At 67.6% G+C, this 26475-nt stretch carries 25 protein-coding genes and 1 pseudogene; 8 read left to right on the top strand and 18 right to left on the bottom strand.

The genetic code is table 11. From position 1 onward, the window contains the following. Positions 1-27 precede the first annotated feature (27 nt). From OG210_RS33765 to OG210_RS33705, 13 genes are all read right to left on the bottom strand, one after another. Positions 28-2115 (bottom strand): chromosome segregation protein ParM, encoded by a 2088-nt coding sequence (locus OG210_RS33765; RefSeq protein ID WP_331719843.1) that lies wholly within the window; start codon positions 2113-2115, stop codon positions 28-30. Between the two features lie 84 nt (positions 2116-2199). Then, on the bottom strand, positions 2200-2622 hold the full coding sequence (locus OG210_RS33760) for a conjugal transfer protein TraB (RefSeq protein WP_331719842.1): 423 nt from the start codon (positions 2620-2622) through the stop codon (positions 2200-2202). A gap of 16 nt (positions 2623-2638) precedes the next feature. Beyond that, on the bottom strand, positions 2639-4387 hold the full coding sequence (locus tag OG210_RS33755; RefSeq protein WP_371540774.1) for an ATP/GTP-binding protein: 1749 nt from the start codon (positions 4385-4387) through the stop codon (positions 2639-2641). A gap of 565 nt (positions 4388-4952) precedes the next feature. Then, a complete protein-coding gene (locus OG210_RS33750) occupies positions 4953-5261 on the bottom strand; it encodes a hypothetical protein (RefSeq protein ID WP_331719840.1) in 309 nt (102 codons plus the stop codon). Next, entirely contained in the window at positions 5258-5734 is a 477-nt protein-coding gene (locus tag OG210_RS33745) for a hypothetical protein (protein WP_331719839.1), read from the bottom strand. The genes OG210_RS33750 and OG210_RS33745 overlap by 4 nt, the downstream gene beginning before the upstream one ends. A gap of 112 nt (positions 5735-5846) precedes the next feature. Continuing rightward, complete coding sequence (locus OG210_RS33740; protein WP_331719838.1) at positions 5847-8318, bottom strand: hypothetical protein; 2472 nt, start codon at positions 8316-8318, stop codon at positions 5847-5849. A gap of 198 nt (positions 8319-8516) precedes the next feature. Beyond that, positions 8517-9056 carry a hypothetical protein gene (locus OG210_RS33735; RefSeq protein ID WP_331719837.1) on the bottom strand — a complete coding sequence of 180 codons (540 nt, stop codon included), beginning with the start codon at positions 9054-9056 and terminating at the stop codon, positions 8517-8519. Between the two features lie 103 nt (positions 9057-9159). Beyond that, positions 9160-9369 carry a DUF5999 family protein gene (locus OG210_RS33730; protein ID WP_371540769.1) on the bottom strand — a complete coding sequence of 70 codons (210 nt, stop codon included), beginning with the start codon at positions 9367-9369 and terminating at the stop codon, positions 9160-9162. Positions 9370-9854: 485 nt separating this feature from the next. Further along, positions 9855-10265: a hypothetical protein gene (locus OG210_RS33725; RefSeq protein WP_331719835.1), complete on the bottom strand. Its 411-nt coding sequence runs from the start codon at positions 10263-10265 to the stop codon at positions 9855-9857. Positions 10266-10439: 174 nt separating this feature from the next. Beyond that, positions 10440-10688, bottom strand: coding sequence for a hypothetical protein (locus tag OG210_RS33720; protein ID WP_371540766.1), 249 nt, complete (start codon positions 10686-10688; stop codon positions 10440-10442). A gap of 40 nt (positions 10689-10728) precedes the next feature. Then, positions 10729-11082, bottom strand: a complete 354-nt coding sequence (locus tag OG210_RS33715; RefSeq protein WP_371540764.1) for a hypothetical protein — start codon at positions 11080-11082, stop codon at positions 10729-10731. A 120-nt stretch (positions 11083-11202) separates the two neighbouring features. Next, positions 11203-11334, bottom strand: coding sequence for a hypothetical protein (locus tag OG210_RS33710; protein WP_331719832.1), 132 nt, complete (start codon positions 11332-11334; stop codon positions 11203-11205). Between the two features lie 45 nt (positions 11335-11379). Then, entirely contained in the window at positions 11380-12129 is a 750-nt protein-coding gene (locus tag OG210_RS33705; protein ID WP_331719831.1) for a hypothetical protein, read from the bottom strand. 336 nt (positions 12130-12465) lie between these two features. Here OG210_RS33705 and OG210_RS33700 point away from each other — a divergent pair, with 336 nt between their 5' ends. After that, entirely contained in the window at positions 12466-13224 is a 759-nt protein-coding gene (locus tag OG210_RS33700) for a GntR family transcriptional regulator (protein ID WP_331719830.1), read from the top strand. After that, the gene (locus OG210_RS33695; RefSeq protein ID WP_331719829.1) at positions 13221-13910 is read left to right on the top strand and encodes an AAA family ATPase; all 690 of its coding nucleotides are present in this window, start codon (positions 13221-13223) and stop codon (positions 13908-13910) included. The genes OG210_RS33700 and OG210_RS33695 overlap by 4 nt, the downstream gene beginning before the upstream one ends. 38 nt (positions 13911-13948) lie before the next feature. On the opposite strand, the gene OG210_RS33690 is transcribed toward OG210_RS33695, so the two are convergent. Further along, a complete protein-coding gene (locus OG210_RS33690) occupies positions 13949-14587 on the bottom strand; it encodes a hypothetical protein (protein ID WP_371540759.1) in 639 nt (212 codons plus the stop codon). A gap of 771 nt (positions 14588-15358) precedes the next feature. On the opposite strand from OG210_RS33690, the gene OG210_RS33685 reads away from it, so the two are divergent. Continuing rightward, the gene (locus tag OG210_RS33685) at positions 15359-16825 is read left to right on the top strand and encodes a helix-turn-helix domain-containing protein (RefSeq protein ID WP_331719827.1); all 1467 of its coding nucleotides are present in this window, start codon (positions 15359-15361) and stop codon (positions 16823-16825) included. Next, complete coding sequence (locus tag OG210_RS33680) at positions 16818-17507, top strand: DciA family protein (RefSeq protein WP_331719826.1); 690 nt, start codon at positions 16818-16820, stop codon at positions 17505-17507. The genes OG210_RS33685 and OG210_RS33680 overlap by 8 nt, the downstream gene beginning before the upstream one ends. A gap of 100 nt (positions 17508-17607) precedes the next feature. Here the strand turns inward: OG210_RS33680 and OG210_RS33675 are convergent, their stop codons facing one another. Further along, on the bottom strand, positions 17608-19110 hold the full coding sequence (locus OG210_RS33675; protein ID WP_331719825.1) for a hypothetical protein: 1503 nt from the start codon (positions 19108-19110) through the stop codon (positions 17608-17610). A 397-nt stretch (positions 19111-19507) separates the two neighbouring features. Here OG210_RS33675 and OG210_RS33670 point away from each other — a divergent pair, with 397 nt between their 5' ends. Next, on the top strand, positions 19508-20275 hold the full coding sequence (locus OG210_RS33670; RefSeq protein WP_331719824.1) for a phage Gp37/Gp68 family protein: 768 nt from the start codon (positions 19508-19510) through the stop codon (positions 20273-20275). Positions 20276-20367: 92 nt separating this feature from the next. Here OG210_RS33670 and OG210_RS33665 read toward each other — a convergent pair whose 3' ends face one another. Continuing rightward, positions 20368-21489, bottom strand: coding sequence for a three-Cys-motif partner protein TcmP (locus OG210_RS33665; protein ID WP_371540755.1), 1122 nt, complete (start codon positions 21487-21489; stop codon positions 20368-20370). A 247-nt stretch (positions 21490-21736) separates the two neighbouring features. Here OG210_RS33665 and OG210_RS33660 point away from each other — a divergent pair, with 247 nt between their 5' ends. Then, complete coding sequence (locus tag OG210_RS33660; protein ID WP_331719822.1) at positions 21737-22342, top strand: hypothetical protein; 606 nt, start codon at positions 21737-21739, stop codon at positions 22340-22342. 267 nt (positions 22343-22609) lie between these two features. Beyond that, positions 22610-23035 (top strand): hypothetical protein, encoded by a 426-nt coding sequence (locus tag OG210_RS33655; protein ID WP_371540751.1) that lies wholly within the window; start codon positions 22610-22612, stop codon positions 23033-23035. Positions 23036-23115: 80 nt separating this feature from the next. Here OG210_RS33655 and OG210_RS33650 read toward each other — a convergent pair. After that, positions 23116-23198 (bottom strand): annotated as a pseudogene (locus OG210_RS33650) (IS5/IS1182 family transposase); the annotation flags it as partial. 156 nt (positions 23199-23354) lie between these two features. Here OG210_RS33650 and OG210_RS33645 point away from each other — a divergent pair. Beyond that, positions 23355-23555 (top strand): hypothetical protein, encoded by a 201-nt coding sequence (locus OG210_RS33645; RefSeq protein ID WP_331719820.1) that lies wholly within the window; start codon positions 23355-23357, stop codon positions 23553-23555. A gap of 1344 nt (positions 23556-24899) precedes the next feature. On the opposite strand, the gene OG210_RS33640 is transcribed toward OG210_RS33645, so the two are convergent. After that, positions 24900-25598 carry a GNAT family N-acetyltransferase gene (locus tag OG210_RS33640; RefSeq protein ID WP_331719818.1) on the bottom strand — a complete coding sequence of 233 codons (699 nt, stop codon included), beginning with the start codon at positions 25596-25598 and terminating at the stop codon, positions 24900-24902. Between the last annotated feature and the right edge of the window lie 877 nt (positions 25599-26475).

The raw sequence follows: 26475 nt of genomic DNA, 5'->3' as shown, positions 1-26475 counted from the left end.
CGGGCCCCGGGTGATGGTGGGGAGTGGTCAGGCGTTGTTGAGGTGCTTGATGGCCTCCAGCGCCTGGCGTGCGGAGGTGACGGTGTCGCTGCGCGGCGCGACGCCCTTGCTGCTCTTGCCGTGGGGTTTGCCCTTGGGCTTGGGGGCGTCGTCCTCGTCGTCCTCGTCCGGCTCGGGTCCGAACTCGCCGGGCCGGGGCGGTTCGTTCCAGTCGAACCAGAGGTCGCGGGCCCCCAGCTCCCTGATCTCGTGGGCGGTGAGCTCCTTGATCTCATCCGGGAACAGTTCGCCGATGTCCTTGCTGAAGTCCATGAACAGGGTCCGGAGGATTTCGGGCTTCTTGTTCTCCACGATCCATCCGGCGCCGCCGGTATTCGAGTCGGCGGCGGGCTCTGGCTCCCCGTTCATGATCCGGTCGATTCGGCCCGCCTCCGCCCTGGAGAAACTGCGGGGGAGGGGGTCGGGGATGTCCTCCGGGGCGATGCCCAGGTCCTTGAACATTCCGCCGACCTTCTTCGCGGCCACTTTCAGTACGACCGGGATGCAGTTCTCGCGCAGGTTCTCGTTGAGCAGCTGTGTGAAGCCGTCCTGCACGAAGATCGACTGACCGGCCACCTTTTCGCCGATCGCGTACTTGCGGCCCTTGACGGAGACCTGCTCGGCAAGGTCCATGATCTCCGCGCCGTACTCCCCATCGCGGGCCGCGGAGAGGAACTCGTCCAGGTACAGGCTCAGTGGGGAGTACGGGCAGCCCTGAAGTTCCGGGCTCCAGTCGTGGAGTTTGCCGTCAGCCCAGGGCATCTCCGCGCGGATCTCCATGAGTGCGAGCGTCGCCCGCAGGGCCCGGATCATGTAGAGGGAGCCAGCGCCTTGGCGGTTGATGTGCTCGCCCAGCGCGCGGGTCTTCTCGTCCGGGGCCTGGGTGGCCAGCCAGACGACCGCGCCGTACAGGGCGTCGGCGCAGACGGCGAGCGCCATCAGCTGGGTCTTGCCGCCGCCGGAGGGTGCGACGTACAGACCGTGGGCCGCGCCCCGGTCGGTGAAGACCCGGTTGCGAGCGGGCTGGCCGTTGGTCAGGTAGCCGGTGACCCAGCGGCCTTCCTCGTCCGGGGTCAGCAGTTCACGGGTGGCGGGGTAAACCTTGGCGAGCGGGGAGGTGTCCCACACCGATACCAGGATGTCCGGCCCGTCCAGGGTGACGAAGACCCGGCCGTCCTCGTAAGAGGCATCGAGCGCCTTGCACAGGGCGGGCAGGTTCACCCGCGGCTCACCCATCGAGTCCGGCATGTGCGCTGTCCAGTACGTCACGCCCCGCTCGGTGTTCCTCACCTTCCGGACGAACACCGAGCCGGGGATGGTGCCGGCACCGATCGTGTCGGCCCACCACTCGTGGTCGGTCGGGCGCTCGCGGCGCCGCACGGCCTCGTCGGGGGTCAGGTTCACCTCCAGCCAGCCAGGCCCGCCCTGACGGCCGGCCATCTGTGTCACCGGGACGAACTGCACAACGTTTTCATCGATCTGGAATGCGGCGGCGACGGCGGTCTCGGACAAGCCAGAGATCGGGCGGCCCGGCTCGGAGGCGCGCAGCAGCATCGTCAGGTCGTTGCGTGTGCCCGGGTGCGGGATGGCTTTGACCACGTAGGTGCGGCCCGGCATCCCGGCGCGCTCCCAGATGTGCCGCACGCCCTGGGTGAACTTGTCTGCGCCGTCGTCGGCCACAACGGGGGGCGCGGGAGCGGGTCGTAGCTGGGGAGCGGGGGTGTAGCCGAGGGCAGGGCGGAAACGGCGGCGCGCGTGGCGGGAGAGTGGCAGGACGAGAAGTCCGGCGGCCGCCCATCCGGCGGCGATCAGTGCGTCCCAGCCCCAGCCGGGGGTGATCTGGGCTGCCACGTCGACGGCGGCCGCCATGGTGAGCGGGGACCAGCGCACGAGCTTGCGTCCGGCGCCCTCGTCGCTGTTGAGGGCAAGTACCGAGCCACCGATGCCGGCGGCGCTGGCGAGCATGACGACGGTGTTGACCGGTCCGGTGGGATCGATGTTGGGGGCCGCGGCGAGGACCGGCGCGGCCAGCGTGTAGGCGATGCGTTCCAGCACGACGCTGCGGGGAGTGGACACCGGGGCTGGTTTCCCTTCGGGGAAGACAGAGGGCGGCCCCGCCGGTTGGCAGGGCCGCCCATCGTGAGGGGGTCGGGTGGGGGGTCAGTGGGCGAAGAAGCCGGGCTTGGGGGTGCGTTCCTTGCGTGAGGAGCGGATGTCGTCCAGAGCCCCGTACAGCCGGGAATGAGTGCGCTTCGTCTCGTCGGTGAGAGCGGAGACGTCCTGTGCTGCCGCGTGCAGCTTGCGGGCCTCGGCGGCAGCGCCGCCCAAGGCGACCGACACGGTGTTCGTCATCTCGATGAACTTCTTGTCGAGTTCGGCGTTGACGATGGCCTCGGCTGTGCCGTAGGCACGGTCGGCGTTCGTGCGCATGTTGCGCTGCAGGATTTCGAGTTCGATCGAGGCGCTGTCCATGGCGGCCCCGAGGACCTTGAGTTTCCTCTGGAGTGCCTTGAAGCGGTTGTCCTCGTCCGTTTCCGCAGGTGCGGTGCCCTGGCGGAAGACGAGTGCCCTGTCACTGTCCATAGCTGTTCCTCGGTTTCTAGTCGTGATGCGCGGCGGAGGAGGCGTGTGTCAGGCCCGCGTCGTCCATGGCGTCGATGTCCTGGCTGTAGGTGCGGCCGACCGCGCTAGCCGCGAGTGCGGCGGCCCCGGCAGCAGCCGCGCACTCCTGGGAGCAGCGCTCGGCTTGTGACTTCATGCGGGCTGCGGCATCCGCGAGGTCCGAGATCAGATCGATGACTCCGGTGCCCACGTTGTGGTCACCGACCAGGTCCGTGGCAATGTCCCGCAGAGCATTCGCGACCTTGCCCAGTGCGTCGGCCAGTTCCTCGGACCGTTCCTTGTCCGCCTGGGCGGCGAACGCGATGTTCACCATCGTGACCAGGTACTCGTCGAACGTGATGTCGGTGCGGTGCTGCGCTGCCAGGCCGCCCTGGCCCGACCGGGCCTTCGCATAGCTCACGTCGTTCTCCTCGTTCTTCTCGGGGGCTGGCCGTGTGCTACCGGGCCGCTGGGTGTGAGGCTCCGGCGCGGGCGGCAGCCCCTTGATGCCGGTCGTCACAGCTGCGGGATCGTCGGGGATGATGACCGCGTCCTCGATGTCCCCCTCGCCGCCGTCGGCGGGGCGCCGGGGTCGGTTGGGGTGATCGGGCCACTCCACCGTCGGGGTGGGCTCCGGTCCGAACGGGCTGTCCGACGACCGTTTGCGGCGGCCGCGCGGACCGGTGCGTCCGGCGCGCCCCGTGCGGCGGGTACGGCCCCGCCGTCCGGCCCGGCCTGAACTGCCGGTGCGACGGCGGGACCGGCGACGCTTCTTCGAGCCCTCAGACGACCCGTCACCGACCTTGGATTCCTTGCCGGGATCATCGCCCGCCGGGGCGTCCCTTTTGCCGCTGGAGGCCCCGCCAGGGCCTTCCTTGGCGCCCTTGTCACCCTTGCCGTCGGCGCTCTTACCCTTGTCCTTCTCCTTGGTCAGGTTCACCTTCTCCGCGCCGGCCTTGCTGTCCTTCGCGTCGGCACGGCGCTTGTCCCAGCGGCGCTGGGCTTCCTCCGAGAGGGCTCCGCCCAAGGTGGTGCGGCCCGGGTCGGCCGACGCCGCGGCTTCCCGCTTCGCCTTCCTCGCCGTCTCCCGCTCCGCCTTCTTCGCCCGGCGGCCCTCCCAGTCCTTCTGCCGGTTGGCGCGGGCCTGGTCCCGGTCCGCGCTCCGGTCGGCGATGCCAGCGGTGTGTCCGGCGTTGCGCCGCTCCTGACGCCCGGCCTGACGGGTACCCGCGCGGTCCTGGCGGCCGCGGGCCCGCTCCGCACGGGCGTTGGAGGCCGGCCCGTGCTGGCCCCGGCCGCCGTCACCGTTCGAGCCACCGTCCTTCGAGCCGCCACCCTTACCGGAGCCGCCAGAGCCCGCGTGCGAGCCTTTCGAGCCCCCACCGGACCCGGCGCGCCCAGGACCAGTCGCACGGCCGCCAGAGGACCGGTCAGGGCTCTTCGAGCCTCCCTTACCTCCTCCGCCGGTCGATCCGTTCCCGGAACGCCCGCCGGGGCCACCGGAGTTGGAGCCGCCGCGCTGCGACCCGGGCCGGTTGGCTCCCGACCCGGAGTTGTTGCGCGACGGACCGCCGCCTCCGCCCCGCGAGGACCCGCCCCCGCCGCCGGCCTTCGAGCGGCCCTTGTCCGACCCCAGGCCAGAGCCAGGCGACTTCATGCGGTCGGCGTCGGACTTTCCGCGCGCCGACGCCTTATCACCCTTCGCTTTCATCATCGCGGCGTGGAGCTTTCCGTTCTGCTCCATCATCGCGACTTCCTGCGCGGTGCGCCCCTGCAGCAGCGCAGCCTTCCGCGCTATTTCAGCCTCACGGAAAGGCGCTTCGCTTTCGTGGAGCCCCCGTTTCATTTCGAGCCAGTATTCCAGCCAGTCACCGAGACGGTCAGCGAGAGAACGAGGCTGAACATATTCACCCTCGTCATATTCGCCTTCATCTTCTCCGATTTCCGGCGGGGTAATTCCGTCCGAGCGCAATGCCGTTGCCGGATCCGGGGCAGCCGGAATCGTCGGCAATTGCATCGTCGTCTCTTCCGGCGACTCCGGTGGCGCGGCGGGAATGTCCTCCGGCCGTGGAATAGTGTCGGCGTAATCCGGCATCGGCGGTGGCACGTACGAGGAATCACCGCCCCAGGGACCGCGGACCAGGATCCCGTTCGGGTCGTCCACGTCGGACACAGCGCACCTCCTTCCGGTCCCCTCCAGGGACTTGACAGAGCGTGGGGTCTTGTGTGCACGCGTGTGCACGTGCACGTGTGCACGCTTTACGCGAGGCGAAGGCCCCGCCGGAGTCCGGCGGGGCCTTCGTTGGTGACGGTCAGTGACGCGGGGGGTGCTTCGCGACGACCTGCTCCGCGTACTGCAGGAGGTCGTTCCAGATCCGTGCGTCGCCCTCCGCCCGCTTGTCCATCGCGGTGATGAACAGGCGGCAGATCTGCGCGAATCCGACGTGGACGTCGCCGCGACCGGCTTTGACGTCCTTGGCGATTCGAGATCGCGCCAGGCGGAGCCAGAATTCCATCTGCCCCTGCTCGCCGCGAGATTCGCGGGCTTTATCCGCCTCTTCCTTCAGCCACTGCTGCCGCCGTTCGGCGGACCGTTCTGCACTGCTGAGGGGGCGAGTCACGCCGACTCCCTGCTACCCAGGTCGTAAATCGACGCGGGAACACCATAGCCTGATTTGTGGCTCTGCGCACCCTGCTGCGGCGGATTCTGCGGGGCGACCTGGAGCGGCGGGGCATTCTTCCGCACCTTTTCCAGCTCCTTGTCCTTCCTCTTGCGGTCGGTATTCGCGACCGTCTTATCGTGGTCGCGCCGCTTGTACGCGGTCTTTTCCAGGCCCTTGGTAACGGACTCGACCTTCTTGAGTACGTCCTTGAGGGACCTTTCCACTGGCTGCGCGCGCAGCCAGGCGTCGTACCAACGGTCGCCGTCCACGTATGTGTCGCGGCAGTGGATGCGGGTCTCCAGGGCCAGAGTCTCCAGGTTCTTGCCGATGTCCAGAAGGACCCGCTGAATCTCGGCCAGGTAGCGAGCGGTTGCCTCCGGGCTCTGCGCCACATCGCGCAGAGGTGCGTGATTCGGGTCGTTGCTGTTCACGGCTGGGATTCCTCCTGCTGTACTTGGGGGCTGGGACTGCTTCCGGCAGTCGCAGCGAGGGCCAGCCCACTTCGGATGGGCTGGCCCTCACTGGTGTGTGCCGGACGTCGGATCAGGTCAGGTGCTTGTCCGCGTCCTCGGGGCGCAGCAGGCCGGCTTGGGAGAGCAGGCGTACCGCGCGGGTCTGGTTGACGCTGAGCTTGGTGCGTGCCTGGTAGAGGGTGACGAACCCGTCCTGGTCACGCGGCAGGTTCTGTACGAGCGGCAGGAGTTCGGCGTCCGTCCGTACAGCCGTACCGGTACGGTCCGTGCCGCTGGTTCCGGTTGCGAGGGAGGACGTGGTATCCGTACCTGTGCGGGCACCCGGTACACCGTCGCCGCCGGACTGCGTACGGACGCTGGCCGTACCGGTACGCCCCTGTGCTGCCGCTCTGGCCGTACCGGTACGCCCCGCAGCCGGTGTACCTGTACGCGCCGCCCCATCGGGGGTGGTGTGTACGCCGCCTGTACGGTCGCTGTACGGCCTGGTCACCGCCGTTTCTGTCCCGCCGTCGTGCGGCGGGTGGGAGGCGGGGCGTACAGGGTCCGTACCGTCCCGTCCGGTGCCTGCGGCGTCCGGACGTACCGGCTCGTGGCCGGTGTACAGGTCATGGCTGGCGGCCCCTGTACGGCTGGAGAGTGCACCGTCCGTACCGTCTGTACGCCGGTGCGTACCTGTACGAGCGGGCGTTCCGTTTCCGCTGTCCGTACCGGTACGGCCGTCCGCGGTTGCTGTACTGCCGTGCCCGTCCGTACTGGGGTCGTGCATGAGCGTGTGTACGCGCCAGATGACGGCCACGAAGATCAGCACGACGAACGTAGTCAGCCACCAGGGAGCGGACTGGCCCTCGGGTACGAGGTGTGCCTGCTCGGAGAGGTGGAAGATGACGTTCGCCGACGCCATGAGCGTCAGCGCCGACGCGATGTCTCTCTTGGCGCGGAACGCGGTGACGCAGTAGACGTCGATCGACACCGGGAGCAGCGGGGCGACGTACGGGTGGATGCCGACCATGCGGGCCAGCTCGTACTCACCGGAAGCGGCGAGGCCGACGCCGGCGGCCAGCGCGATCCACGGGGCCGTCTTCCACGCCTTCTGGCTGACCTTTCGCTGCCAGCCGTTCCAGCGGGAGTTGGCCTTCTTCGCTTCACGGGCCTCATCGAGCAGCCGGCGGGCGCGGGATTCGTCGGCCTTCGCCCGCTCGGTGATGCTTTTCGCCTTACGCTCCGCCTCCGTGGTGATGCGGTCGGCCTCCTTCTGGGCGGCCTCCCGCAGTTGGGCAGCGACCGTCTTGGCTTCCTCCCGCAGCCGCTCGCGTTGCTTGTCGCACGCCTGCTTGAGCCCGGCGAGTTCGTCGGTGAGGGCTTTGCGCTTGGCGGCGGCCTGTGCGTCGAACGTGTCGGTGAGCTCACGCAGCTTCTCGCGCAGCTCGGTGCGGGCCTGCTCTGCCTCGGTGTGAGTAGCGGCGACGTGCTGGTCGGCGTCGCGACGCCGGTCGTCGGCGGCCTTGAGTGCGTCCGCGTACAGCTGCTCCGCTTCCGCTCGTCGTCCGTCGTACTGCTCAGCCGCCGTCGCCGCGAGCTTGGCGAACCGCTCGCGGGCCTGATCGACCTCCCGCTCCGCCGCGGCCATCAGTTCGTCGGCCTGCTCCTGGGCGCGGGCCAGGATCCCGCTGGCCTCTTCGCGGCGCTGGTCGACCAGCTCACCGATCTCGGTGAGGTCGGCCTTGGCCAGGCGGCGCAGCTCGGCAACGGCCTTGCCGGTCGCAGCACGGTCGGTGGTAGCCAGCTCAGTGAGTTCGGTGACCTGCGCACGGGCCTCCGTCACCAGGGTCTCGGCACGGTCGCGGGCCTCGGTCAGAAGGCGGTCAGCCTCGCTGTGTCCTGCTTCCAGGCCGTTCTTCGCCGCCGCGTGCTGGGCGGTGGCCTCCTGATCGGCGTCAGCGAGGGCCTTCGCGGCGGCCTGAGCGGCCTCGGTCCGGACTTGCTCCGCCTGTGCTGCCGCCGTGGTGGTGACCTCTTCCGCCTGGCGACGGGCGTCAGCGAGAACCTTGTCGGCCTCGTCGGCCGCCGTCGCCGTGACTGTGCTGGCGGCGCGGCGCGCGTCGACGAGCAGCTGCGCCGCCGCTTCGGCGTCGGCGCGGACCTGGTCCGCGTCGGCGGCCGCGGTCGTCGCGGCCTCCGTACGGACCTGGTTGGCGTCCGTCATGGCGACGGCCAGGAGGCGGGACTGTTCCGCGGTGGCGGCCTCGGTGATCGAGGCCGCCTGGGTGCGCGCGCCGTCCAGCAGCTCGATGACGCGCATCTCGCCGTCAGCGAGGATGTGCACGACGTCGTCGGCCGCCAGGTCCCGGAGATCGGCGGCGCGGTCGGCAGCGTCGGCCATAACCGGGTCAGCCTCCGCGAACACCAGCGGCGCGGTCTCCTCGGGGGCGGCGATCTGAGCAGAGGTGGAGGCCGGCGGAGATGTCTTGGCGCGCCGGGCATTGCGGGGCTTCGCAGCCGGGGTGGCCTTGCGCCTGCGGTTGGTGGCGGTCTTGGGGGCCACGGGGTGTCCTCTCTTACGTTCTGGTGCCTCCGTGCAAGAGGGCACCGCGGGTCGGTGTCGATCGGTAGGGTCGTGACCAGGCCTTCCGGGGCCACGGCAGCTCAAATGCCGTGACCCCGGGGGGCCGTGGTGCTGTGAGCAAGTGGCCAGCAGGCGTACGGGAAGACCGGCCTCCCTCACTACGAACAGCCGGTCGACTCAGGCAGCAGCCAGGCCCTCGGCGATGACGCCGGACCCGTATGCGCGAGCGAACCGGACGCCTGCCATCAGCAGAGCTGTGATGTCCTCGGCCGTACGGTGCATCCGCTCCGACCACGCAATAGCCTTCGCGGTGTCCGACCCGGTATGGGCCTGGATCACCAGGTCCAACACCAGCCCGGCCAGACACTTTGTGTCCCCGTCGCCGTCCGCGCTGGCGGAGATCTCCAGCAGCGCGCTGTACAGCGGCCACCGGAGGTCGCCCGGTCCGAAGGCGTTGCGAACCAGGTGCAACACCTCGCTCAACCTGTCCTTGACCGCCGTCTCATCGCCAGTGCGGTCGGCGCTCGTGGCGACGGAGGTGTAGGTGCGGACCCAGCCATCCCGGTCCAGGAGAGCGCGGGTGGCCTCCAGGTGGCAGGCGACCTGCTCGCCGGTGACCTGCTCGCCGGACGGGCAGACCCAGATAGACTTGCTGTACTCGCCCATGGCCTCAGCGGCCACGCGCAGTGTCTCGTCGGTGAAAATCGTCTTCGTCATGCGGGCCTCATCTTTGATCGCGGTCCGGGCTGTCCGGCTCCCAGTCACCGCCCGATCCGGCCGCCAATGGATCGGCGGTCGGTGCGGGCGGATCAGGCAGCCGTCAGGCCGCGACTACGGCGAGGGGCCGGTGCGGGGCGATGATCTGACCGTCCGGCAGCAGCTCGCCGGTGTCCTCGAAGATCAGGACGCCGTTGCACAGCAGGCTCCAGCCCTGCTCCGGGTGATGTGCCACAACCTGCGCGGCCTCACGGTCCGGGGCGATCGCCGCGGGACAGCGTGGCATGTGGAGGCAAAAGGACAATGCGCTCATGTCGTTCCTCTTCGTTGAGGTGAGTGTCAGGGTTCACGCTGGTGCTGGAGGTACTCGTCCTGAAGCCCGGCCAGCCGCTCCGCGAGTGCTACTCCCGTCGGACACGGTCTCGTCAGGCACGCGGAACAGTCGTGCTGGTGAACGCGGTTGGCCGTGGCGGCCTGCATGTAGCGGGTGTACAGGTCGTCAGGTGGCACGACGGCCTTTCTGAGCGGGGTGAGTGTCTGCTACGCGGTGGCCGACGTCCCAGGCGCTCGCGGCCGTCAGAGCGGCGGCCGCGAGCAATAGCTGAGTAGCAGGATGGGACAGACCGCGAACAGCAACGGCCCGGGCCGCGAGGTGCTGCGCGACCCCGGCGCGCCGTATGTGATGCACCTACTTACCGCCGCCGCAGGTGCACGGCTCGTGCCGCACCGACTGGTAAGGCTTTCCATCGGAGCCGATGCTGTTGACCGTCACGAGCCTTGGGGGGTGTCCACAAGAACTCATCGGGCCACCGCTGCCGCGCTCGCCACTGCGGAGCGGGACGGGGGGCAGTTGGTGCGGTCGCAGGTCCAGCGGTGGCAGAGCGGGCATGCGTCGTTCGCACCCGCCATCGGAAGCGGGCGGGTGAGGTGCAGGATCGGCTGTCGCTCGTACCCGGGGGCCATCTCGGAGAGAGTGCGACGAGCCCGACGGCCAGCGGCCCGGGCGCGGTCGTCACCGTCGACGACCAAGCGGTCGACGAGCTGGTACCACTGCTCGGTCTCGCCATGCCGGATGTCGTCGGCAGCAATCCCGACGCGACCCGCGTGCCCTCCCGTGCAAGTGCACGTCTCGAAGTTTCCTTTGCAGACGGGGCAGGTGCCGGTCGCGTTCAGTGTGCCGATGACGGCCTCCAACGACCGTGCGATCATGGTGTTCACAGGTGTTCCTTTCGACGGGACCTGTACAGCGCCGCCCAGGAGGTCAGAGCCCTGGGCGGCGCGCCTGTGTGGTGGGACTGGGGCCGGGACAGTCCGGCGCCCATTACCGGCGCCGCGCCGGGGCGCGGTTCCGGCAAAAGGCGTCAGCTCAGAACCTTCTGAGCCTCAGTTCCAGTCGACGCTGCCGGTTCCGTTGCGACGTTCGTAGCGGTCCCAGAAACTGGCGGTGCGCTCCTTGCTGGCCCGTTCGGCAGCCTGGAACTGGCGCTCGACGCTGGCCTTCCTCCGCGCCGACGAGGTGCGGGCCTCGCGGTCGCGACGCTCTGCACGCGTCTCACGGCGGGCACCTCCGCCGGAGGACGAATCGGCCCCCGGAGTATCGGACTTGGGATACTTCGGGGTGAACAGACCCATGGTCATTTCCTTCCGATCAGAGATTCAGAGACAGGCACTCTCAGGCCGCGTTCTCGAAAACCTGCACCGCAGCCGGGGCCCCCCACCGCACAGCGGCAGGCAACACCGGGGCGACTACCGAAGCGGCGCTGACACGCGCCGCAGGCGTCAGCACACCGACCGGGACCTCCATGCCGCGGTGGGCGACCGTCTGGTGTGCCGCCACGGCGCGGTCGGCCAGTGCCGTCAGAACCGTCCAGGCCCCAGCCGAATCGGGACTCGCGAGGAGCTGCGCGGCGTAGACCCAGACGTCCTGGATCACGTCGTCCGTGTCTGCCAGGCCCTCACCCAGACGGCCGGCCACGTAGGCGGCGAGGCGGGCGGAGTAGCGGGCGTAGAGGGTAGCCAGAGTCATATCCATGGGGGTCCTCAGCTCAAAGGGGAGCCGGCCACCAGGTGGTGACCGGCCGGGAAGAGATTGCAGCGGCCGCCGTCCCCTCAGCGGGGTGGCGGCGGCCGTAGATGTTCGTAGGGGTCAGGAGCGGTTGGCGTCCCTGGCGTCGAGTTCGTCGATGTACTTCTCGTACTCGTCCTGGTCCGTGGCCTCGTAGTCGGCGTGCATCTCCTCCAACTCCGCCTGCCGCGCCTCGTACTCATCCGTCCGCATCGCTGGTACCTCCCTGAGTTAGGGCAATAGTCGTTCGTGGTGCAGTCACGCGGTGACCTGGAGCGGCTCCAGTGGAATCTGGAGGCTGCGGAACTCAGAGACCGCCCCGGAAGCCCGCTCTGAGCAGAGGTTGTTCGCCCTCTCAATCGCTTCGCCACCGTGCTTGACCCACTGCGCCTTGCGCACGGACGGCTCAGCCTGCCTCCGCATGGCACGCCGCTCCTGGCACTCCCTCTGCTCACGCACCTTGCAGCGGCCGGGCTCCTCCCGGAGAGCGCGGACGTAGCGACGGGCCAGGACGCCACCGTCCGTGCAGTGGCGAACGCCGACGCAACGAATGCAGCCCTTGCGGTGAGCGAGATACGACTGGCGGGTCGTTTCCAGGGTGATCTCCGCCGTGATCCGGGAGACCGGGGTGGCGGGGTCCGGGAGGGGCTTATAGAACTGCTGCGCCGCGCGCCGGTTGTCCTGCGGCATCGCGTCCCGCAGCAGGCGGTCCTGCCGGGCCTGCCACCGCCGGACGTCGATGTCGATTTCGACGACCTGGTTACTGCCAGGGCAGCGTTCGTGCTTCTGGCCTTCGGTGACCTTGTCGCTGATGCCGTGCTCGCGGATCTTGAAATCGTACGTTCCCATGATCCGGCGCCAGGTCCGGCAGTCCGGGCACGCGAGCGACTTCGTCTCGCCCGGTCGGACGTTGAAATCCTCCGGGGCCATCGTGCTGAGCTTGAGCGCCTCGCGGCGGTTGTTGCGCTCGGTCCGAACCCGACCAGGACGCTTTCGGTTCCTCGCCATCAGGATCTCCTTCTCTCATGTGAAGCGAGTGCTGCTCCCTCTGCCGCGCCAGGCCGGCCTTTCGGCCGGGAGGTCCTGACGGACAGACAGCGCAGCAGCGCTGTCGAGGTAGATCTGTGGTGCTCGATATTCGGTACAGACGCCTCGGCCGGGGGAGCGCGGGCTACGACCCCATTGCCGCCGCCCCATAGGACGGTGACTCCTGCTGTTTTGCGTTGGTTACTCGGCGCTCCCAGAGGGTCACCGAGGTGTTGCTTACATCAGGTTGCCTCAGGTACCCTCTGGTGTCAAGCGGTATAGTGAGGCAACCTAGACGGATATGAAGGAGGCGAGGACATGCCAGGGCCACCCCGAGCGGACAACCGGCCGCCGTACGCGCGCATCGCGGCTCACTACCGGGACCTCATCAGCTCCGGGGCGCTTTTGCCTGGCGACCTTTTGCCGAGCATCCGAGCTCTGGCCGACCAGTGGGACGTAAGCACCGCAACGGCCGATCGAGCGATGAAGCTGTTGCGGGACGAGAAGTTGGTCCAGGGCATCCCAGGTGTCGGCACTGAGGTGATGAACCGGCCCGTGTCGCTGGCCTCTGGAGCGGAGCGCCACGACCGCAGCAACAAGACGCATTCGTCGTGGGGCGTTGGCGAGAAGTCATCAGGCCACACCGCCGGCATAGCGATTGCCCCAGAAGACGTCGCCGAAGCGCTCGGTATCGATCCTGGTGACGACGTGATTCGCCGAAGCCGCGTCTACCGAGATGCTCACGGCATCGTCTGCCACTCAACGTCCTGGATCCCGGCGGAATTCGCCCGAGCCCTACCTGAGCTGGCGAAGAACGAGCGCCTCAAGGGTGGGCTGTCGCTCGACTTGATTGCCCAGACCACCGGGCGGCTGGTCGCGCGACGTGTGGATGAGGAAACCGCTCGTATCGCGACGGCACGGGACCTTGAGCTCCTAGAGCTGGAGGCAAGCACCGTCGCGGCAATCCTGGTGCTGACCGCGAGATTCCTGGACGCCGACGGCCAACTCCTCGAATACGGCGTCGACCTGGGAGCGCCTGGCCGTACACGGCGCACTACGTCGGAGGTGCTGCGGTGACCACCAGTAACACCGCACTGGACGACGCCCTTATTCACCGCCTCGAAGCCCGTCTCGGCGAACTCCTTCGCGCCGAGCGCGCCGGCACTCTGACGCCGGAAGGACGAGTCGGGATCAGCCGCATCTCTGCAGCTCTGTCCGGTCGTCGGGCACCCGCGCCGCGCACGATCCTCATGGCCGGGTTGCCGGGCGCTGGCAAAACGACTCTCGCGCGCGCCTTCGAACAGGCCGGAATGGTGCGCCTCTGCCCAGATGAAGAAATGTTCCGCCGCTACGGACATTACGGGAGAGACTTCCCCCGCGGGGAGTTCCTTGTCCGGGAGGCGCCCGTCCTCAAAGACATCGCACTGGAGCTGCAGGAACACCTCTCGTCCGGACACAGCGTCGTGGTGGACCACGGATTCTGGACACGTGACGAACGAAGGCAATGGGCAGACACGGCGATCGAGGTAGGTGGCACGCCCCTACTCGTCTACCTGCCTGTGCCGCACGAGGTGCGCTGGGAGAGGATCCGGGAGCGCAACGCTAAGGCCCTCGTCGACGCGAACGCCATAGAGTTCAGCGAAGCTGATCTCCTGCGGTTCGCAGGCCGCTTCTATGCGCCAAATGAAGAGGAGCCGCACATCGTCTACGACGGGAACCCGGACACGCTGCTGGTTGCGCTGTACGGAGGTGAACAGTCGTGACCGACACCTCGCGTCTCAAGACCTGTCGTGGAGCCTTGCTATGGACTGGGATGTGCAGCAATCGGGTGAGCAAGGTGGGCACGCTCTCCGGTGTGTTCTTCCGGGGAGTTGAGACAAAGCGGTCGCAACGCGCGGAGCGCGGCCTGCAGGGTGGGCTCGTAGTCCTTCGGGTCCCAGGCGTCGGGAATGGTCACCTTGGTACGGAGTACGTCGTCGCCCACCCGGTTGATCTTGCAGTCGACGAACGGGATGAGTCCTGCGCCCTTGGCGTGCAGCAGAACAGGGCGGCCGACCCGCACGATATCGATGACCTCAAGTCGGGCGGTCTCGCCGAGGCGGTAGACGTGGCCCTGCCCGCCGCTGCGCTTGGTGGAGCCGACGACAACCAATCCGTCGAAGGTAGGGGCCAGTTGCGGCCAGGCATCTCGGTAGTTGTCCGCGGTGAACACATCGGAAAACTGGAGCAGTTCGACACCAGGAAGCCGATGTCGGATTTTCGCCAGGCGTTCGTCCCATTGGCGGCGCCGCGCGATCTGGGGGGCCGCACAGATGTAGACCCTGACCGGAGCTCCGACCTTCCGGTCGGCATGGATCTGCTTCATAGCCGCGATGTAGGCGCGTTGCTGCGCAGCGGTCGCGTAGGTGACCACGGGCTCCGGGGCAGGCGTGTCAGGCATGGATGCCATTTTGCCCTGAGTGCCAGTCAGCGCGGTTATCTGCTGGGGGAGCTGGGGCCTCGCTCGTGTCGTCAACTCGCTCGCGTCACCCTCTGCTCGATGAGCGATCGAGGAGGTAGGGTTGCCACGATCAAGATCTATCTGAATATGAAAAATCCCCCGCGCCTTGGGAAGCCCGGGGGAGTAGAGAACCTAGCTAGGAGGCTCTCGGTGTTCATGGCACCACTGTACCCGTGGGCCTCGGCCCGCACACAAGATCCCCGCCGTCATCGCGATGTCTCGCGCTGCACGTCAGCGGGGTTTTCTGTATTTCCGGGAACCTCAATCCGCCCTCCGAAGAGGGGGTTGAGATGACCTAGGTCTAGGGGCGGCTTAGCCGCCCGGGACGCCAGCCCCGGTGTTTGCAGCACCTCGACTGGGCGTCCCGCATGTCTCCGGTTCGGCCTGCCAGGGCCGCCCGAAGGAGTTGTTCGACCCGATGCCAGTCGGCTTCGAACGGTTCATTTTTCTGCTCCGCAGCAGATGAAGTGCCCCGAGGGGCTTCTCCATGCCCGCTTCTATACAGAGGAAGGCAACCGCCATCTTGCCCCACCTTTCTGACTTTGGCCAGCCTGCTAGAGCCCGGTTCATCCAGTTTTGCGATGCTGCGGCATTCAGTGTGACGCAGATTGTCTGCCCGGCATTCCCGATATGTCCCGTTGGTCTCTTCGTGCTGATCCGGCACGGCGGGTCGTCAATCTGTCCGGAACGTTGTGTCGCGGTGGTGGGTCGATGAGGACCGCAGTGGTGCAGGCCGCCACGCTGATCCCGTCCCCACGTCTGTCCGGACTCCCCGTCGGCCGCACGGCCTCCGCGCTGCCCGGTCTGTACGTGCCGGAGGCGGGGCAGTGGCTTTCGACCTCGTCAGGACGAATCGCGCCCGAGGGCTACAGCTGGATGCAGGCGGTCCACTGGGTCGCCGGGTCCGGGCTGTACGAACCGCGGCACCGGTCGCATGGGCCGCGCAGCTTCGGGCCAACAACCGTACTGGTCGCCCAGGAACTCGCGCAGCTCTTCCCGTGCCGTCCGGGTATCGAGTACCTCGTGCGCCGCACCGGTCTGTCGAAGCGGACGGTGGAGTACCAGCTGCAGATGCTTCGGGAGGCCGGGCTGCTCGCTTACATCGTGCGGGGCACCCGGGTACGCGGTGAGATGGCCAAGGCGTCGGAGTTCGCCCGGATGATCCCGCTGGAGTTCGACGCCGCGCTGGGGATCCGCACAGTGCAGCGGGATGAGGATGCTCCGGCGTACACCCGCGCGGTGTCGGGGATCGCGGAGGCTGGCCGGGAGCTGATGGCAAAGTTGGCGAAGAAGGCATCGCGGAAGGTGCGCAAGCCACGCTCGAAGACGTTGTCGAAGGGCCCCGCGAGAGAGGCCCGGAAGGGTGCTGTTCATGGGGTTGTGACGGCTGTTTCTGATGAGGCCCGTTGCACCCCAATGGGGGGTAGTTCCCGCAGTGTTCATTCTGCGGGAACTACTTCCTTCCCCCCTGAGAGCAAGCTCGCAAGCGGGCAGAGCGATTCCCCCACCCCGAAGAAGGTCAAGCGCGGCCGCCGGAAGCTCAACGCGGTCGGGCGCCGTTTCCAGCTGGCCTCGGAGCTGATCCAACAGGTGCCATGGATGGGACGCGCCGCCGTTCACCGAATCGCCTGGATCCTGCGGGAGGTCTCAGACGCGGGCTGGACGGCCGAGGATGTGATCGCGTTCCTCGACTGCGGCGACGCCCCGGGCACAGTGCACCGCCCGTCGGGTTTCCTCGCGCAGCGGCTGAGCGGGGCGACGGCCCTGTGGCCGCACGCTGAAGACCGGGCCCGTGCCGTGCAGGGGTACCGCGACTCCCGCCGTGCAGAGCAGGCCCGCCACCAGGAGTGGGTGGGCGAGTGGGCACGGCCGCGCAGTGAGTCGGTCCGCCGCCTGGTGGCCGATGCGTTCACGCTCAACCAGCAGCCGTACGAAGTCCTGGGCGAAGCGAAGCCGGCACTGAACGGGGTCGATGACCTACGCCCGCAGGACATGGCTGACATGCGGGCCGCTGCCTGGGGCGAGTTCATGGCGGGTGAGACCGGGCTCGTGACGATGACGGACGACCTGCTCGGACGGCCCGCAGCAGTAACGATCTTCGGAACTGAGCTAGTCCAGCGCGCACTTCGCCTCGCGAACGGCAGCTCGCTGATGTCCCTGGGAGGCCGGAATGACTGAGACGATCAGCCCCAGCGGGCAGCAGCCCGGTGAGGGCGAGACGGAGCTGTCCGGCGTCGACCTGGCCCGGGTCGCGCTGCACCAGGCGCGCGCGGCCGCCAAGGCCCGCGGTGAATCAGGCACACGTAAGACGCAGCGCCGCACGCGCACCACGGCCTCGCGTCGCGACGGCCGAGAGCCGACCGGGTTCGCTGCCGTGCTCCAAGGCCTGATGGCCGACCGGGCCTGGGACATCCCGGCAGCCGGAGGAAGCGTCCTGGACCAGTGGCCCAACATCGCCGCCACCATCTCCCCGAACCTGCACGAGCATGCCGTCGCCGTCGCCTTCCACGCGCAGAGCGGGCAGCTGGACCTGCGCCCGGACTCCTCCGCGTACGCCACGCAGCTCCGTCTGATCAGCACGCGGATCGTCACCGCGGCAAACGATTCGGTCGGCACGCAGGCGGTGCGCACGGTGCGGGTCCTGGCCGTCGGCGCGACCGCAGCCCCAGAGTTCCATGTGGCGGACCCCACCCCTTCGACGGTCACCGCCGCGCCCGAGGGGCCGATGAAGACCCGCGACATGGCGTCCGGCGGCTTCCACCAGGCGCTCGCCGCCCACCAGTCCGCCTGGACCGACCGATGCGTCGACGTGCGCACACCGCAACAGTCGAACGGCGGAACCGGGCGACGCGCGAGCTGAGCCGACGGGCCCCGAAGGAGGCGCCTGGAGCAGGACCAGGCAGCGTGGGATCCTATCCTCGCTCCTGGGGACGACCGGGCCCTGGCCTGCACACAGGGGGCTAGTGACGCTTCGCTGCCGCAGAGAGCCTGTCAGCTGCCGCCTTTCTGTAGGCGTTGATCCCTTGCTCAAGCGTGGTGGCAGTGAAGCCAAGGACCTGCGGCTGGCCAAGGCGAACCCGTACTTTTCCGCGGTCTGGGCGCTTTACACCGACTCTGTTCAGCAGGGCGACCAGTTGGCCCGCTACGTCTGATGCGTCGCGGTAGACCGGCGTCTCGCGTTGCAGAGCCGTGAATAGCTCCTGGCTGGAGATCTTTCCCCCAGCTTCGTGCGTGGCCTCGCGGGCCCGGACCAGCACACGGGGGACCGAGTCGTCTTCCGTCGGGGCCGCGGCGCTCGGCGGTTCGGGGTGGTGGGGCATGGCGTGGGCGCCGTCCTGGAGTTGGTTGACCACGCCTTGGCGGACCCATTCCCTCAACCAGGCACGTACCTGTGGGGCGACCACGGTGTGCTTCTCATCATCGAGCTGGCGGACCAGCGCCACGTGGGTGATACCCGTCGCGCCGGCTTCCCGGACGATATGCAGTGCGCGCTCGCAGGCGGTCTGAGAAGTATGGGCTGCTGGTGCTTGTGCCGGCGGGGCCTGCGCTCGTTCCGCGTCGGCTTGCACCGGGTCGGCCGCGGGGGTGGCGGCGGGCCCTGATGGCTGGGGTGAGGTTGCCCGGGCGTCGTACAGAGCAATGGCCCGGGCCAGAGTCTCGGCCTTGTAGCCGGGCAGGCGCGGGCCGGTGGTTCCCCCGTAGCGAGCGCGGATCTTGCCGCGGTTAGGGCGGGTGATGCCGACTTCTCGCAGCATGGAGCACAGCTCCCCGCCGACGATCTGCACGTTCTCGTTCAGCGCGGCGGCAAGTTCTCGTGTGGACATCTCTTTGTCCGGTGTCAGAGCGACCACCTGGTGGGCACGTTGCAGCAGTAGCGGAGTTCGGCCAACGGTGCTGCCCAGATACCGGTCTGCGCCGATCTGCTGCACGTCTCCGCTGCGGATCCACTGATCGAACCAGGATCGGGTCTGGGGTTCGGTGACAGTGTGTCCTTCCGCCGCCAGCGTGCGCCGGAGTGTGTCCACGCCGATGCCTGAGGGCCAGCACACCCCGCGCACGATCTGAAGGGCGCGCGATTGCGTGGGGGGCTTTTGTTCCGGCCGTTGTCCAGGGCTGCCGTCCGCGGTGCCCTGCTGCGGGACACGTGATGCCTCACGTGCAGTGGCCGGCTCCGCGGCTGGCAAGTGATGTTCTTCGTGGGCCTTGTCTGTGTGTAGTGGGGAGGGGGCGGACTCTGGGCCCGGCGCCTTGAGGCCGGTGGGCGCCGGCATCTCGTCCAGGCGGGCGAGTACTCGCCCCAGCTCGGCCCACGATGTACCCATCGACACGGCCAGTCCGACGAGGCGTCCGATCTTCTGGCTGGCCTGTTCGGCTTCCGACCACAGTGCCCGCGCTTGCCTCACCGTCTCGTTGTGCCGTTCGACGCAAAGGGCAAGCTCCTGGAGGGAGTTCGTCTGTTGCATGCCTACCAAAACGACCCCGTCTCTTCGAAGATGCGGTCGTGGTGGCGAGTGGATGAAAATCGACACTCAGTAGCTGGTTCGGAAGGCAAAACACGCCGGCCTGCTTCCTGGGCATGGCCCTACGGTGGCGTCAGCTCCTCCCGACACCAGGGACTTCGATGTTGTTCACATTTCCCCCTGGCCGCCGGGCGGTTGGACCGTACGGCGTGATCGACGCGAGTACGCACTGCCACTATTTTCCAAACGGAGGTTCGAATGATGGCATTACGAGCAAGAGTCGGGTTCGATCGGGTACCTGAGTATCCACCCCAGTACTCCCGTGAGAACGGCATCGTTAGGCAGCACACTGCGGGCGGCCCGTACCGGGGCCCGCAGGCGTCGAGAAAGGGGGGAAGCGGTGAGCGACCGCAGTTCGATCGAGTGGACCGAGGCGACCTGGAATCCGACCACGGGATGCGACCGGGTTTCGGCGGGGTGTGACAACTGCTACGCCCTGGCCCTGGCTAAGCGCCTCAAAGCGATGGGGTCGGCCAAGTACCAGAACGACGGTGATCCCCGTACGTCCGGTCTGGGGTTCGCTCTGACGGTGCATCCGCAGGCGCTGACCGTGCCGCTGAAGTGGCGCACCCCGCGTACGGTCTTCGTCAATTCCATGAGCGACCTGTTCCACGCCCGGGTCCCGCTGGACTACGTGCGCCGCGTCTTCGACGTGATGGCCTCCACTCCGCAGCACACCTACCAGGTGCTGACCAAGCGAGCCCGCAGGATGCGGCAGGTCGCCGACCGGTTGGAGTGGCCGGAGAACCTGTGGATGGGCGTGTCCGTGGAGAGCGCCAAGGAGCTCCCCCGGGTGGAGGATCTACGGCTCGTGCCGGCCGCCGTACGGTTCCTGTCCTGCGAACCGCTCATCGGTCCGCTCCCCGGCCTGGACGTGTCCGGGATCGACTGGGTGATCGTCGGCGGCGAGTCCGGCACCGGCGCCCGCCCCATGGACCTGGAATGGGCGAGGGACATCGTCGAAGCGTGCCAGGTATCCGGCACGGCCGCGTTCGTCAAGCAGCTGGGATCGTGCTGGGACAAGGCGCATCACAAGGACATCGACCTCTTTCCGCCGTTCCTGCGCATGCGGGAGTACCCACAGGCGAATGAACAGGCCTCCGTCTAACCCGCGGGATCCACCATCAGGGGCCCGGGCCCGGCCTTCAGATGGTCGGGAGCCCCCGCCGGCTCCGATGCGTTCGGCGTACCGGTGGCGCGTCAGGACCGCACGGGCGCGGGTAGGCTGACCACGCTCTTCGTCGTCAGTTTTCCTGTCGACTGCACGACCAAGGAGCCGTCCTGACGCATGAGCCGGGCGGCCTTCAGTGCGTGGGTGGGCATCCAGCGGCTGGTCTCGGTCAGCAGCCACCGCCCGACCGCTTCCACGGAGACGGAGCCCTGAGATAGGAGCTGGGTGACGAGCTCCACGAGTTCCGGGTCGATGACCTCCTCCATCTGGAAGAGGTCGATCTGTCCGGCCACGGCGCTGCCGCGGTTGCGCGGGTCGCGGAAGCTCTCACCATCGCGGTCGTCGACTTTCCACATCGCTTCCTTCATGGCCTTCAGCCCGGCGGGGCTGCCGGTGCCAAAGACGAGGTAGAGGGGCTGGCCAGTGCGCGGGACGAGTTGAAACTGCAGCTGGTAGCCGAAGCCGGCCCGCTTCAGGGCGTTGCGGTAGGTGTCCAGCCACGCCCGCCACCGTTCGTCGGGCCGGGCCTCTTCGGCGGCCGGCGTCCAGAAGGTGCGACCGCCGAAGACGGTGTCAAGGGTGTCCGGGTTCAGCTCCTCGCGGCGGCTGAACCAGTTCGGGCCGAAGGTGGTGATGACCTCGCTGGACCGGTTGCGGGCGATACGGCTCATCACCTCCAGCGGCACGTTGACGCTGCCCCAGCTGTCGAAGATCCCCAGGATCGGGTTGCCCCACGCACCCAACTCGGTCAGGACCGGCAAGCTGTCCTTCCCGGCTTCACCGCGCCGTACCTCCACCCGGACCGGTAGATCAGCCAGGGGCCCGAACATGGTGGCCAGCTCGGTCATCAGGTGCTTGTAGCGCGCCAGGTCACGCTCGATAAACACCAGGTGCACCCGGTTGCGGTCCAGGTGCATGCGCTCAACGGCGTGGTGGTGAAGCAGGCGGTCCAGAATGAACACGGGCGAGCCGGCTTCCCCGCCTTCGTACCGGCCCGGCCCGGCAAACGCGTCCAGCAGCGTTACTCGCGGAAAGGCGAACCCGGTGCGCTGCGAGGTCTGCAACAGGATCGGCCACCACGCGTCCAAGTACCTCTGGTACAGCCTGTGTTTGGCCGCTGTCGCTGGCTTCAGCTTCCACAGCACCTCCATGCCGCCCTCCCCATTCCACTCGGCCTCCAGTGGCGTGATTGTCCGATAACGCATTGTGATGCGGAAGGGGGCGATCGGAGCCTTCCGCACCGGGGCCATGTCGACCAGGCGACTGACCAGCGGCGCCCCGCCCCGCTGAGCCCCGAGGAGGGCATCTGGTTTGGCCGTTTCCACTTCACCGTCGACGCGGCGCGGACATGCTTGCTCTCAGCAGTACTGAGACAGCGTGGTGTGATCGGGAGGCAGTGTGTTCCAGACCGAATTCGTCAGCATGTACCCGTGGGAGACGGATGAACTCGGGGAGGTGCACGGCGGTCAGCCCGGAGTGGTGAATGAGGACGGAACGGAGCCGGGCCCCATCTCCATCCCCTCCAACTCCGGCAGCGGCGCCATCGGCAAGATCACCGAGTGGTGGGGGTACGACGGCGTGATGGGAGGCCCGGCCGCCACACACCTGCGCGGCTCGTGCGCCTGCGGATGGCGAGGCGCGACGCTCTACCCGGTCGACTGGGACGAAGTCCACCAGGCGCACCCCTACTACGACACCTCGGGCCCGGAGGAGGACTGGAAGGCGCACGTGAGGGAGGTCGAGTCCACCCTCGTGCCACTGCCCGACGATGTCGCGGCGCTCCTGGACCAGCTGAACCAGCGAGTGGACGAACTAGCCGACCGCGAGCCACTGGTCGCCCTGCGCGCGGCCAACATCCTTCAGCGCAACACGCACATGTCCACGCTCTGCGCGGCCACGACCATCGAGCGAGACAAAACCACCCTGGCAACCGTCGGCGCCGCCCTCGGCTGCAGCGCCAGCCAGGCCGAGGCCCGGCTACGCACCTACCGCCGGCACACCTGAACGGCTCTCCCAGGAGGCGTCGAAGCAGGGCTCAAGCCAACTCACCTCCAGAGCCGTCCCCATCGAACTCGCCCCCCGTGCCCACCTGTGGCGGCAGGCTGAGGGGCCGCACTGATCGCGCGGGCTGCGCCCGCGGCGGCCAGGATGGGGAGCACAGCGGCCGAAGACCCGGGGCGGGCCCGGCTCTCGTACCGGAACATCGCCGCGGGGACGGGGCTCGGGGCGCGAGTTGCTAAAGTCGTCGGCCATGTTGCCGATATGGGTGGCATGAGTGAGTCGGAGTTCGAGTACCGCCAGGCTCGCATCGAGCAGGCTGCGAGCTGTGCCGTTCCCAACGACCTGGTTCGGTATCTCCATCGGGTCGCCATGGATACTCACAGCCTGCGGATCGGTCTCGCAGAGGCTGTCACTCAGATGTTCGCCGGCATCGCAGCGCCGGACGAGCCTTCGGCGGGTCTGCCGTATCCGGCGGACGACGTGGAGGCAGCGCTGGTCGAGGACATGATGGGCTCAACCAAGCAGGTCCTCGTCGCTGACCCTGACGTCGCGGTCGCGCTACGGCACTCCATGCGTCTACTCGAAGATGCTGCCCTTGGCGCCAACCTTGTGCGTGCCTCGCTCAAACGATCAGACGGTTCGGCCGCGCGCGACCGGCTCGCAATGGTCGAAAACCAGAGGCTGGCCAGTACCTGAGCCCGACGCCCCGGATACCCGCCCGGCCGCCGGACCACCACCTTCGGCCGCCCCGCCCGAAGCCGCATCCCCCTGGGAGCAGCGCAGTGGCTGGCCGCGCTTTGCCGCGGACCGGCGGCACGGCCTGGATCAGCGGGATCAGTTGGGTGACGTCGTTTCGGTTGCGCTGCACTTGACCTGGGCTTTTACCCCAGTGTCTCAGCGATTTGTCGGCGGTTCCGTCTCATCGATCTGTCGAAATCCTCAGACAGATCGGGCACCTTCTCGGCCCCGACAGATGGGTGAGAAGCTGTCATATCCCAGAAGGAGGGATCGACTTATGACCCACGAAGACTCCCCGCCGTCGCAGGACATCGAACTGGCTGGGACACCCGAGCCGCAGGTCAGAGTGGAGATCGTGGACGAGGTCGAGCTCGTTCTCAAGGAGGCGCGTGGCCCGCAAGAGGCTGAGCTCACCAAGTTGATCATGGAGTCACGGCGTCCGTACTGGCTCTCTGCGGGGAGACAACACAGCTCCTGAGACGCTTGATCTGCGACGTCTCAGGAGCCCGGCATCTCAGCGGCAAAACGCTGAGACAACGAAATTTCCGATGAGAACCTACACCCGCAGTCGTCGCCAGCAGGTCATCCCCGAGCCGAAGGCCAGCTTCTGGAGCAGAACTCCCAGCGGATCCGCGGCGACTCCGGCCCACCCTTTCAGAGACGCCGAAGACCACCCTCGTAAGACTGACAGGAGACACCACGCCCGCGGACCACACTGGCAGCGAAGTATGGACAAGGAAGTGAATGGAACGAGCGTGGCTGCTGTCGACCAAACGGGCCCTGGACCGTCGCGGACGTCCTGGGTTTCCGCCATTCTCGGTCAAGTTCTGCGTGTTGAGCTCAGCAGATCTGGTTCCTGCATCACGAGATTACCGCGCGACGAGCGGGGTGGGTCTGCCAACTCCGGCCGGGTGCAATTCGATAGAACCGTCTGCGTTGAGCACTGCCCGCCGCCCGGGGTAGGTCCGTTCGACTGCGATGACGTCGCGCTCGTCGAATTCTCCGCTGAAGATGAGGACGCCGTTGACCAACTCGGCTTTGAACGTGCTGGTGGGCCATCGATGGAGGAGGGCCTCGACCGTCATTGGCTGCTGAGGGGCGGGAAGATCAGGACCGGGCATGGCACATTCCTCACTGAGGGGAGGGGATCGGGGCGGAGTCGGAAGAACGTGGACGTTACGCGACACGCTAATTCGACGGGAACCGCCACCAGCGGGCATCGTTCTGCCCCCACGGCATCCTGGACGCCACGGCCGACAGCGCTCCGAGTCGAGATCTTGGAGGCCATCAATATCTGCCCGCCCTCCGGGATGATCAGGCCGGACATCGTCGTAACGGACGCGGGGGGCGACCGCCGAGGACGGGGTCAGCGTCAACGCCGACGCCGCCAGCTTGTTGTCGAACTCGTCTGGCCAGGCGACAAGAGCATGGAGGCCGGAAGTTCAAGCCTCTGCTCTACGCGGAGGCCGGCATCCCGACTACTGGCGTCGTGACTGCGACCATGCCACCGCGGCTCATCGTCAGCACACTGGAGACCGTCCGGTAAACGTCGAGACGACGACGTTCTCACAGGAGCGACCGCCCGGCGCGGTACCCCGTTCTCTGTCGACATCGGCCCGGCCGGGCTCGTCGGGAAGTAGCGAGTATCGAGGCCGTGACCGCCGTGGGCCCTCGGTCAGGAAGGCGCCGAGTATCCACTGCACCGACCGCTCCAACCTTGTGGCTGGACGATGCTTCACCCACGCCAACCTCAGACTCTGGAGACCAGGCGGAAGAACTGTGTCCGCCGGCCGAACGACGGCTCTGTGGCGTGTCCTCTTGCTCAGCAAACAGACCTTGCACCGAACAACCACCGCCCATGCGGCGAATCCGCGGGGAGAGTGGACAAATAGAGGAAGGATTTTGAAAACAGGCGCTTCCGAAGAATGCAGGCGTCTACGGCCAAGGGCTTGAACGCGAGAGCGTGGCCGTCGTTCAGGTCAATGAGACTGCTCTCACCGGCAGATGTGTGGATCAGGAGCGCTTCGCCTGGGGACGCGATCGTGAACCCTTGATTTCGGTACCAGCGCAGCGACGCCCAGTTGTCCCACGCCACCTTCGCGAAAAGGACGTCGGTGCCGCGTGTTCGCTCGTCTTCTTCCACCACGGCCAGCAGCGATTGCCCGACCCCTTGGCCTCGGTGCCTCGCGTCGACAGCGAGCAACCCCAGTTCGACGACAGCTCGGCCCAAGGCAGGGCGCAGCGCTATGGGGTGATCCTCGATCCACTCGCGCGGCGAGCAGACGTGGATCATCCCGATCACCTTGTTCTGCTGATCGACTGCGACGCGGCAGACGGTATGACCATGGCGAGTGCGGACAACTCCTCCGCGAGCCTCGATGTGCCCCAGCAGGTCCCTCTCCGGGCGCCCAGTTGCGCGCACTGCCTCATCGGTGTGCTCCAGTGCGTCCTGCGCCAGGAGTCCCACCGCCGCTCCATCACCAGGAGCGGCAATACGAACACTGTGAGTGATCACATTCATGTGGCCCAGTCTACGAATCCGCGTGTGCGCCAGCTCGCACCAGCACGGCCGCCCACCCACGAATCGCAGCGCCCGCCATGTCCAGCGCCAGGTCGCACACTCGGGTGCGGCCTGGGACAGCCGTCAACGAATCCCTGAAGCCGTTGCCGCCTGCTGGACCCTGGAGCGACTGGAGCGACGACGAGGTGGCCGAAACCCCGAGACCGGGCAGGTCAGCGGATGGCCGTGAAGAAGGGTGCGTCGCGGAACTGGACAGCAGCAGCCGGTCCCGGCTGGCTACGACGCCGATGATGGTGTGTCGGCTCAGCTGAGGCCAGTCGAAACGTAGAGGGGAGGGGCGGCCAGCTGCCTTCGCGGCGTGGCCGGCTTGACCTACGCGAAATTGTTCGGCGGCTGCGCCGCCACCACTGATCCCCGCTGACACGGCAGGTCAGACCGACATCGCCTGTCTGGTGTGAGCGCGTCCGTGTTGCGCTTCCCACTCCCGCAGGGCCGCGCGCACTGCGGTGACGATCTCGGAGCTGACGCGCCCGTGGTTCGCAACGCTACGTAGATACGGCTCGGCTCCCTGAAGCAGCGCCGGCTGTGGGCAGCTCAGCACCATTGCCCGGTGAGTGCCCGATCGTCCGACGTGGCTCCACGCGTCGAAGCAGTTACCGTCGGATGTAGGGATGTGACCCTCGACGTACTCTCTCAAGCCGGTCTTCTCGCAGCTCCAGTACGTGTGTTCCGCGCATCGCTCACATGCGAGGGTTCCAAGCATGTCGGGGAATCGGCGCTGCCACTCTGCGTCCAGCTCGCGGACATCCTGGGCGAGGGGAATGTCGCGGCGGCAGAGGCAACAGGTCAGACGAAAAGAGACCGACACGGCGGAGCT

Origin of the sequence: Streptomyces sp. NBC_00466 (assembly GCF_041433995.1) — a bacterium.
Taxonomy (GTDB): domain Bacteria; phylum Actinomycetota; class Actinomycetes; order Streptomycetales; family Streptomycetaceae; genus Streptomyces.
Note: the sequence above shows the minus strand (reverse complement) of the source record. Positions and strands in the feature narration are given on the sequence as shown.

What these genes read in the sequence shown, in the direction of transcription:
- OG210_RS33715 (WP_371540764.1), bottom strand. Translation starts at nt 11,082, where the DNA reads ATGACTCTGGCTACCCTCTACGCCCGCTACTCCGCCCGCCTCGCCGCC.
- OG210_RS33640 (WP_331719818.1), bottom strand. Translation starts at nt 25,598, where the DNA reads ATGAATGTGATCACTCACAGTGTTCGTATTGCCGCTCCTGGTGATGGA.
- OG210_RS33720 (WP_371540766.1), bottom strand. Translation starts at nt 10,688, where the DNA reads ATGGGTCTGTTCACCCCGAAGTATCCCAAGTCCGATACTCCGGGGGCC.
- OG210_RS33675 (WP_331719825.1), bottom strand. Translation starts at nt 19,110, where the DNA reads ATGCAACAGACGAACTCCCTCCAGGAGCTTGCCCTTTGCGTCGAACGG.
- OG210_RS33685 (WP_331719827.1), top strand. Translation starts at nt 15,359, where the DNA reads ATGAGGACCGCAGTGGTGCAGGCCGCCACGCTGATCCCGTCCCCACGT.
- OG210_RS33760 (WP_331719842.1), bottom strand. Translation starts at nt 2,622, where the DNA reads ATGGACAGTGACAGGGCACTCGTCTTCCGCCAGGGCACCGCACCTGCG.
- OG210_RS33725 (WP_331719835.1), bottom strand. Translation starts at nt 10,265, where the DNA reads ATGATCGCACGGTCGTTGGAGGCCGTCATCGGCACACTGAACGCGACC.
- OG210_RS33665 (WP_371540755.1), bottom strand. Translation starts at nt 21,489, where the DNA reads ATGGAGGTGCTGTGGAAGCTGAAGCCAGCGACAGCGGCCAAACACAGG.
- OG210_RS33705 (WP_331719831.1), bottom strand. Translation starts at nt 12,129, where the DNA reads ATGGCGAGGAACCGAAAGCGTCCTGGTCGGGTTCGGACCGAGCGCAAC.
- OG210_RS33700 (WP_331719830.1), top strand. Translation starts at nt 12,466, where the DNA reads ATGCCAGGGCCACCCCGAGCGGACAACCGGCCGCCGTACGCGCGCATC.
- OG210_RS33755 (WP_371540774.1), bottom strand. Translation starts at nt 4,387, where the DNA reads ATGATGGAGCAGAACGGAAAGCTCCACGCCGCGATGATGAAAGCGAAG.
- OG210_RS33730 (WP_371540769.1), bottom strand. Translation starts at nt 9,369, where the DNA reads ATGAGCGCATTGTCCTTTTGCCTCCACATGCCACGCTGTCCCGCGGCG.
- OG210_RS33645 (WP_331719820.1), top strand. Translation starts at nt 23,355, where the DNA reads ATGACCCACGAAGACTCCCCGCCGTCGCAGGACATCGAACTGGCTGGG.
- OG210_RS33680 (WP_331719826.1), top strand. Translation starts at nt 16,818, where the DNA reads ATGACTGAGACGATCAGCCCCAGCGGGCAGCAGCCCGGTGAGGGCGAG.
- OG210_RS33710 (WP_331719832.1), bottom strand. Translation starts at nt 11,334, where the DNA reads ATGCGGACGGATGAGTACGAGGCGCGGCAGGCGGAGTTGGAGGAGATG.
- OG210_RS33735 (WP_331719837.1), bottom strand. Translation starts at nt 9,056, where the DNA reads ATGACGAAGACGATTTTCACCGACGAGACACTGCGCGTGGCCGCTGAG.
- OG210_RS33690 (WP_371540759.1), bottom strand. Translation starts at nt 14,587, where the DNA reads ATGCCTGACACGCCTGCCCCGGAGCCCGTGGTCACCTACGCGACCGCT.
- OG210_RS33655 (WP_371540751.1), top strand. Translation starts at nt 22,610, where the DNA reads ATGAGTGAGTCGGAGTTCGAGTACCGCCAGGCTCGCATCGAGCAGGCT.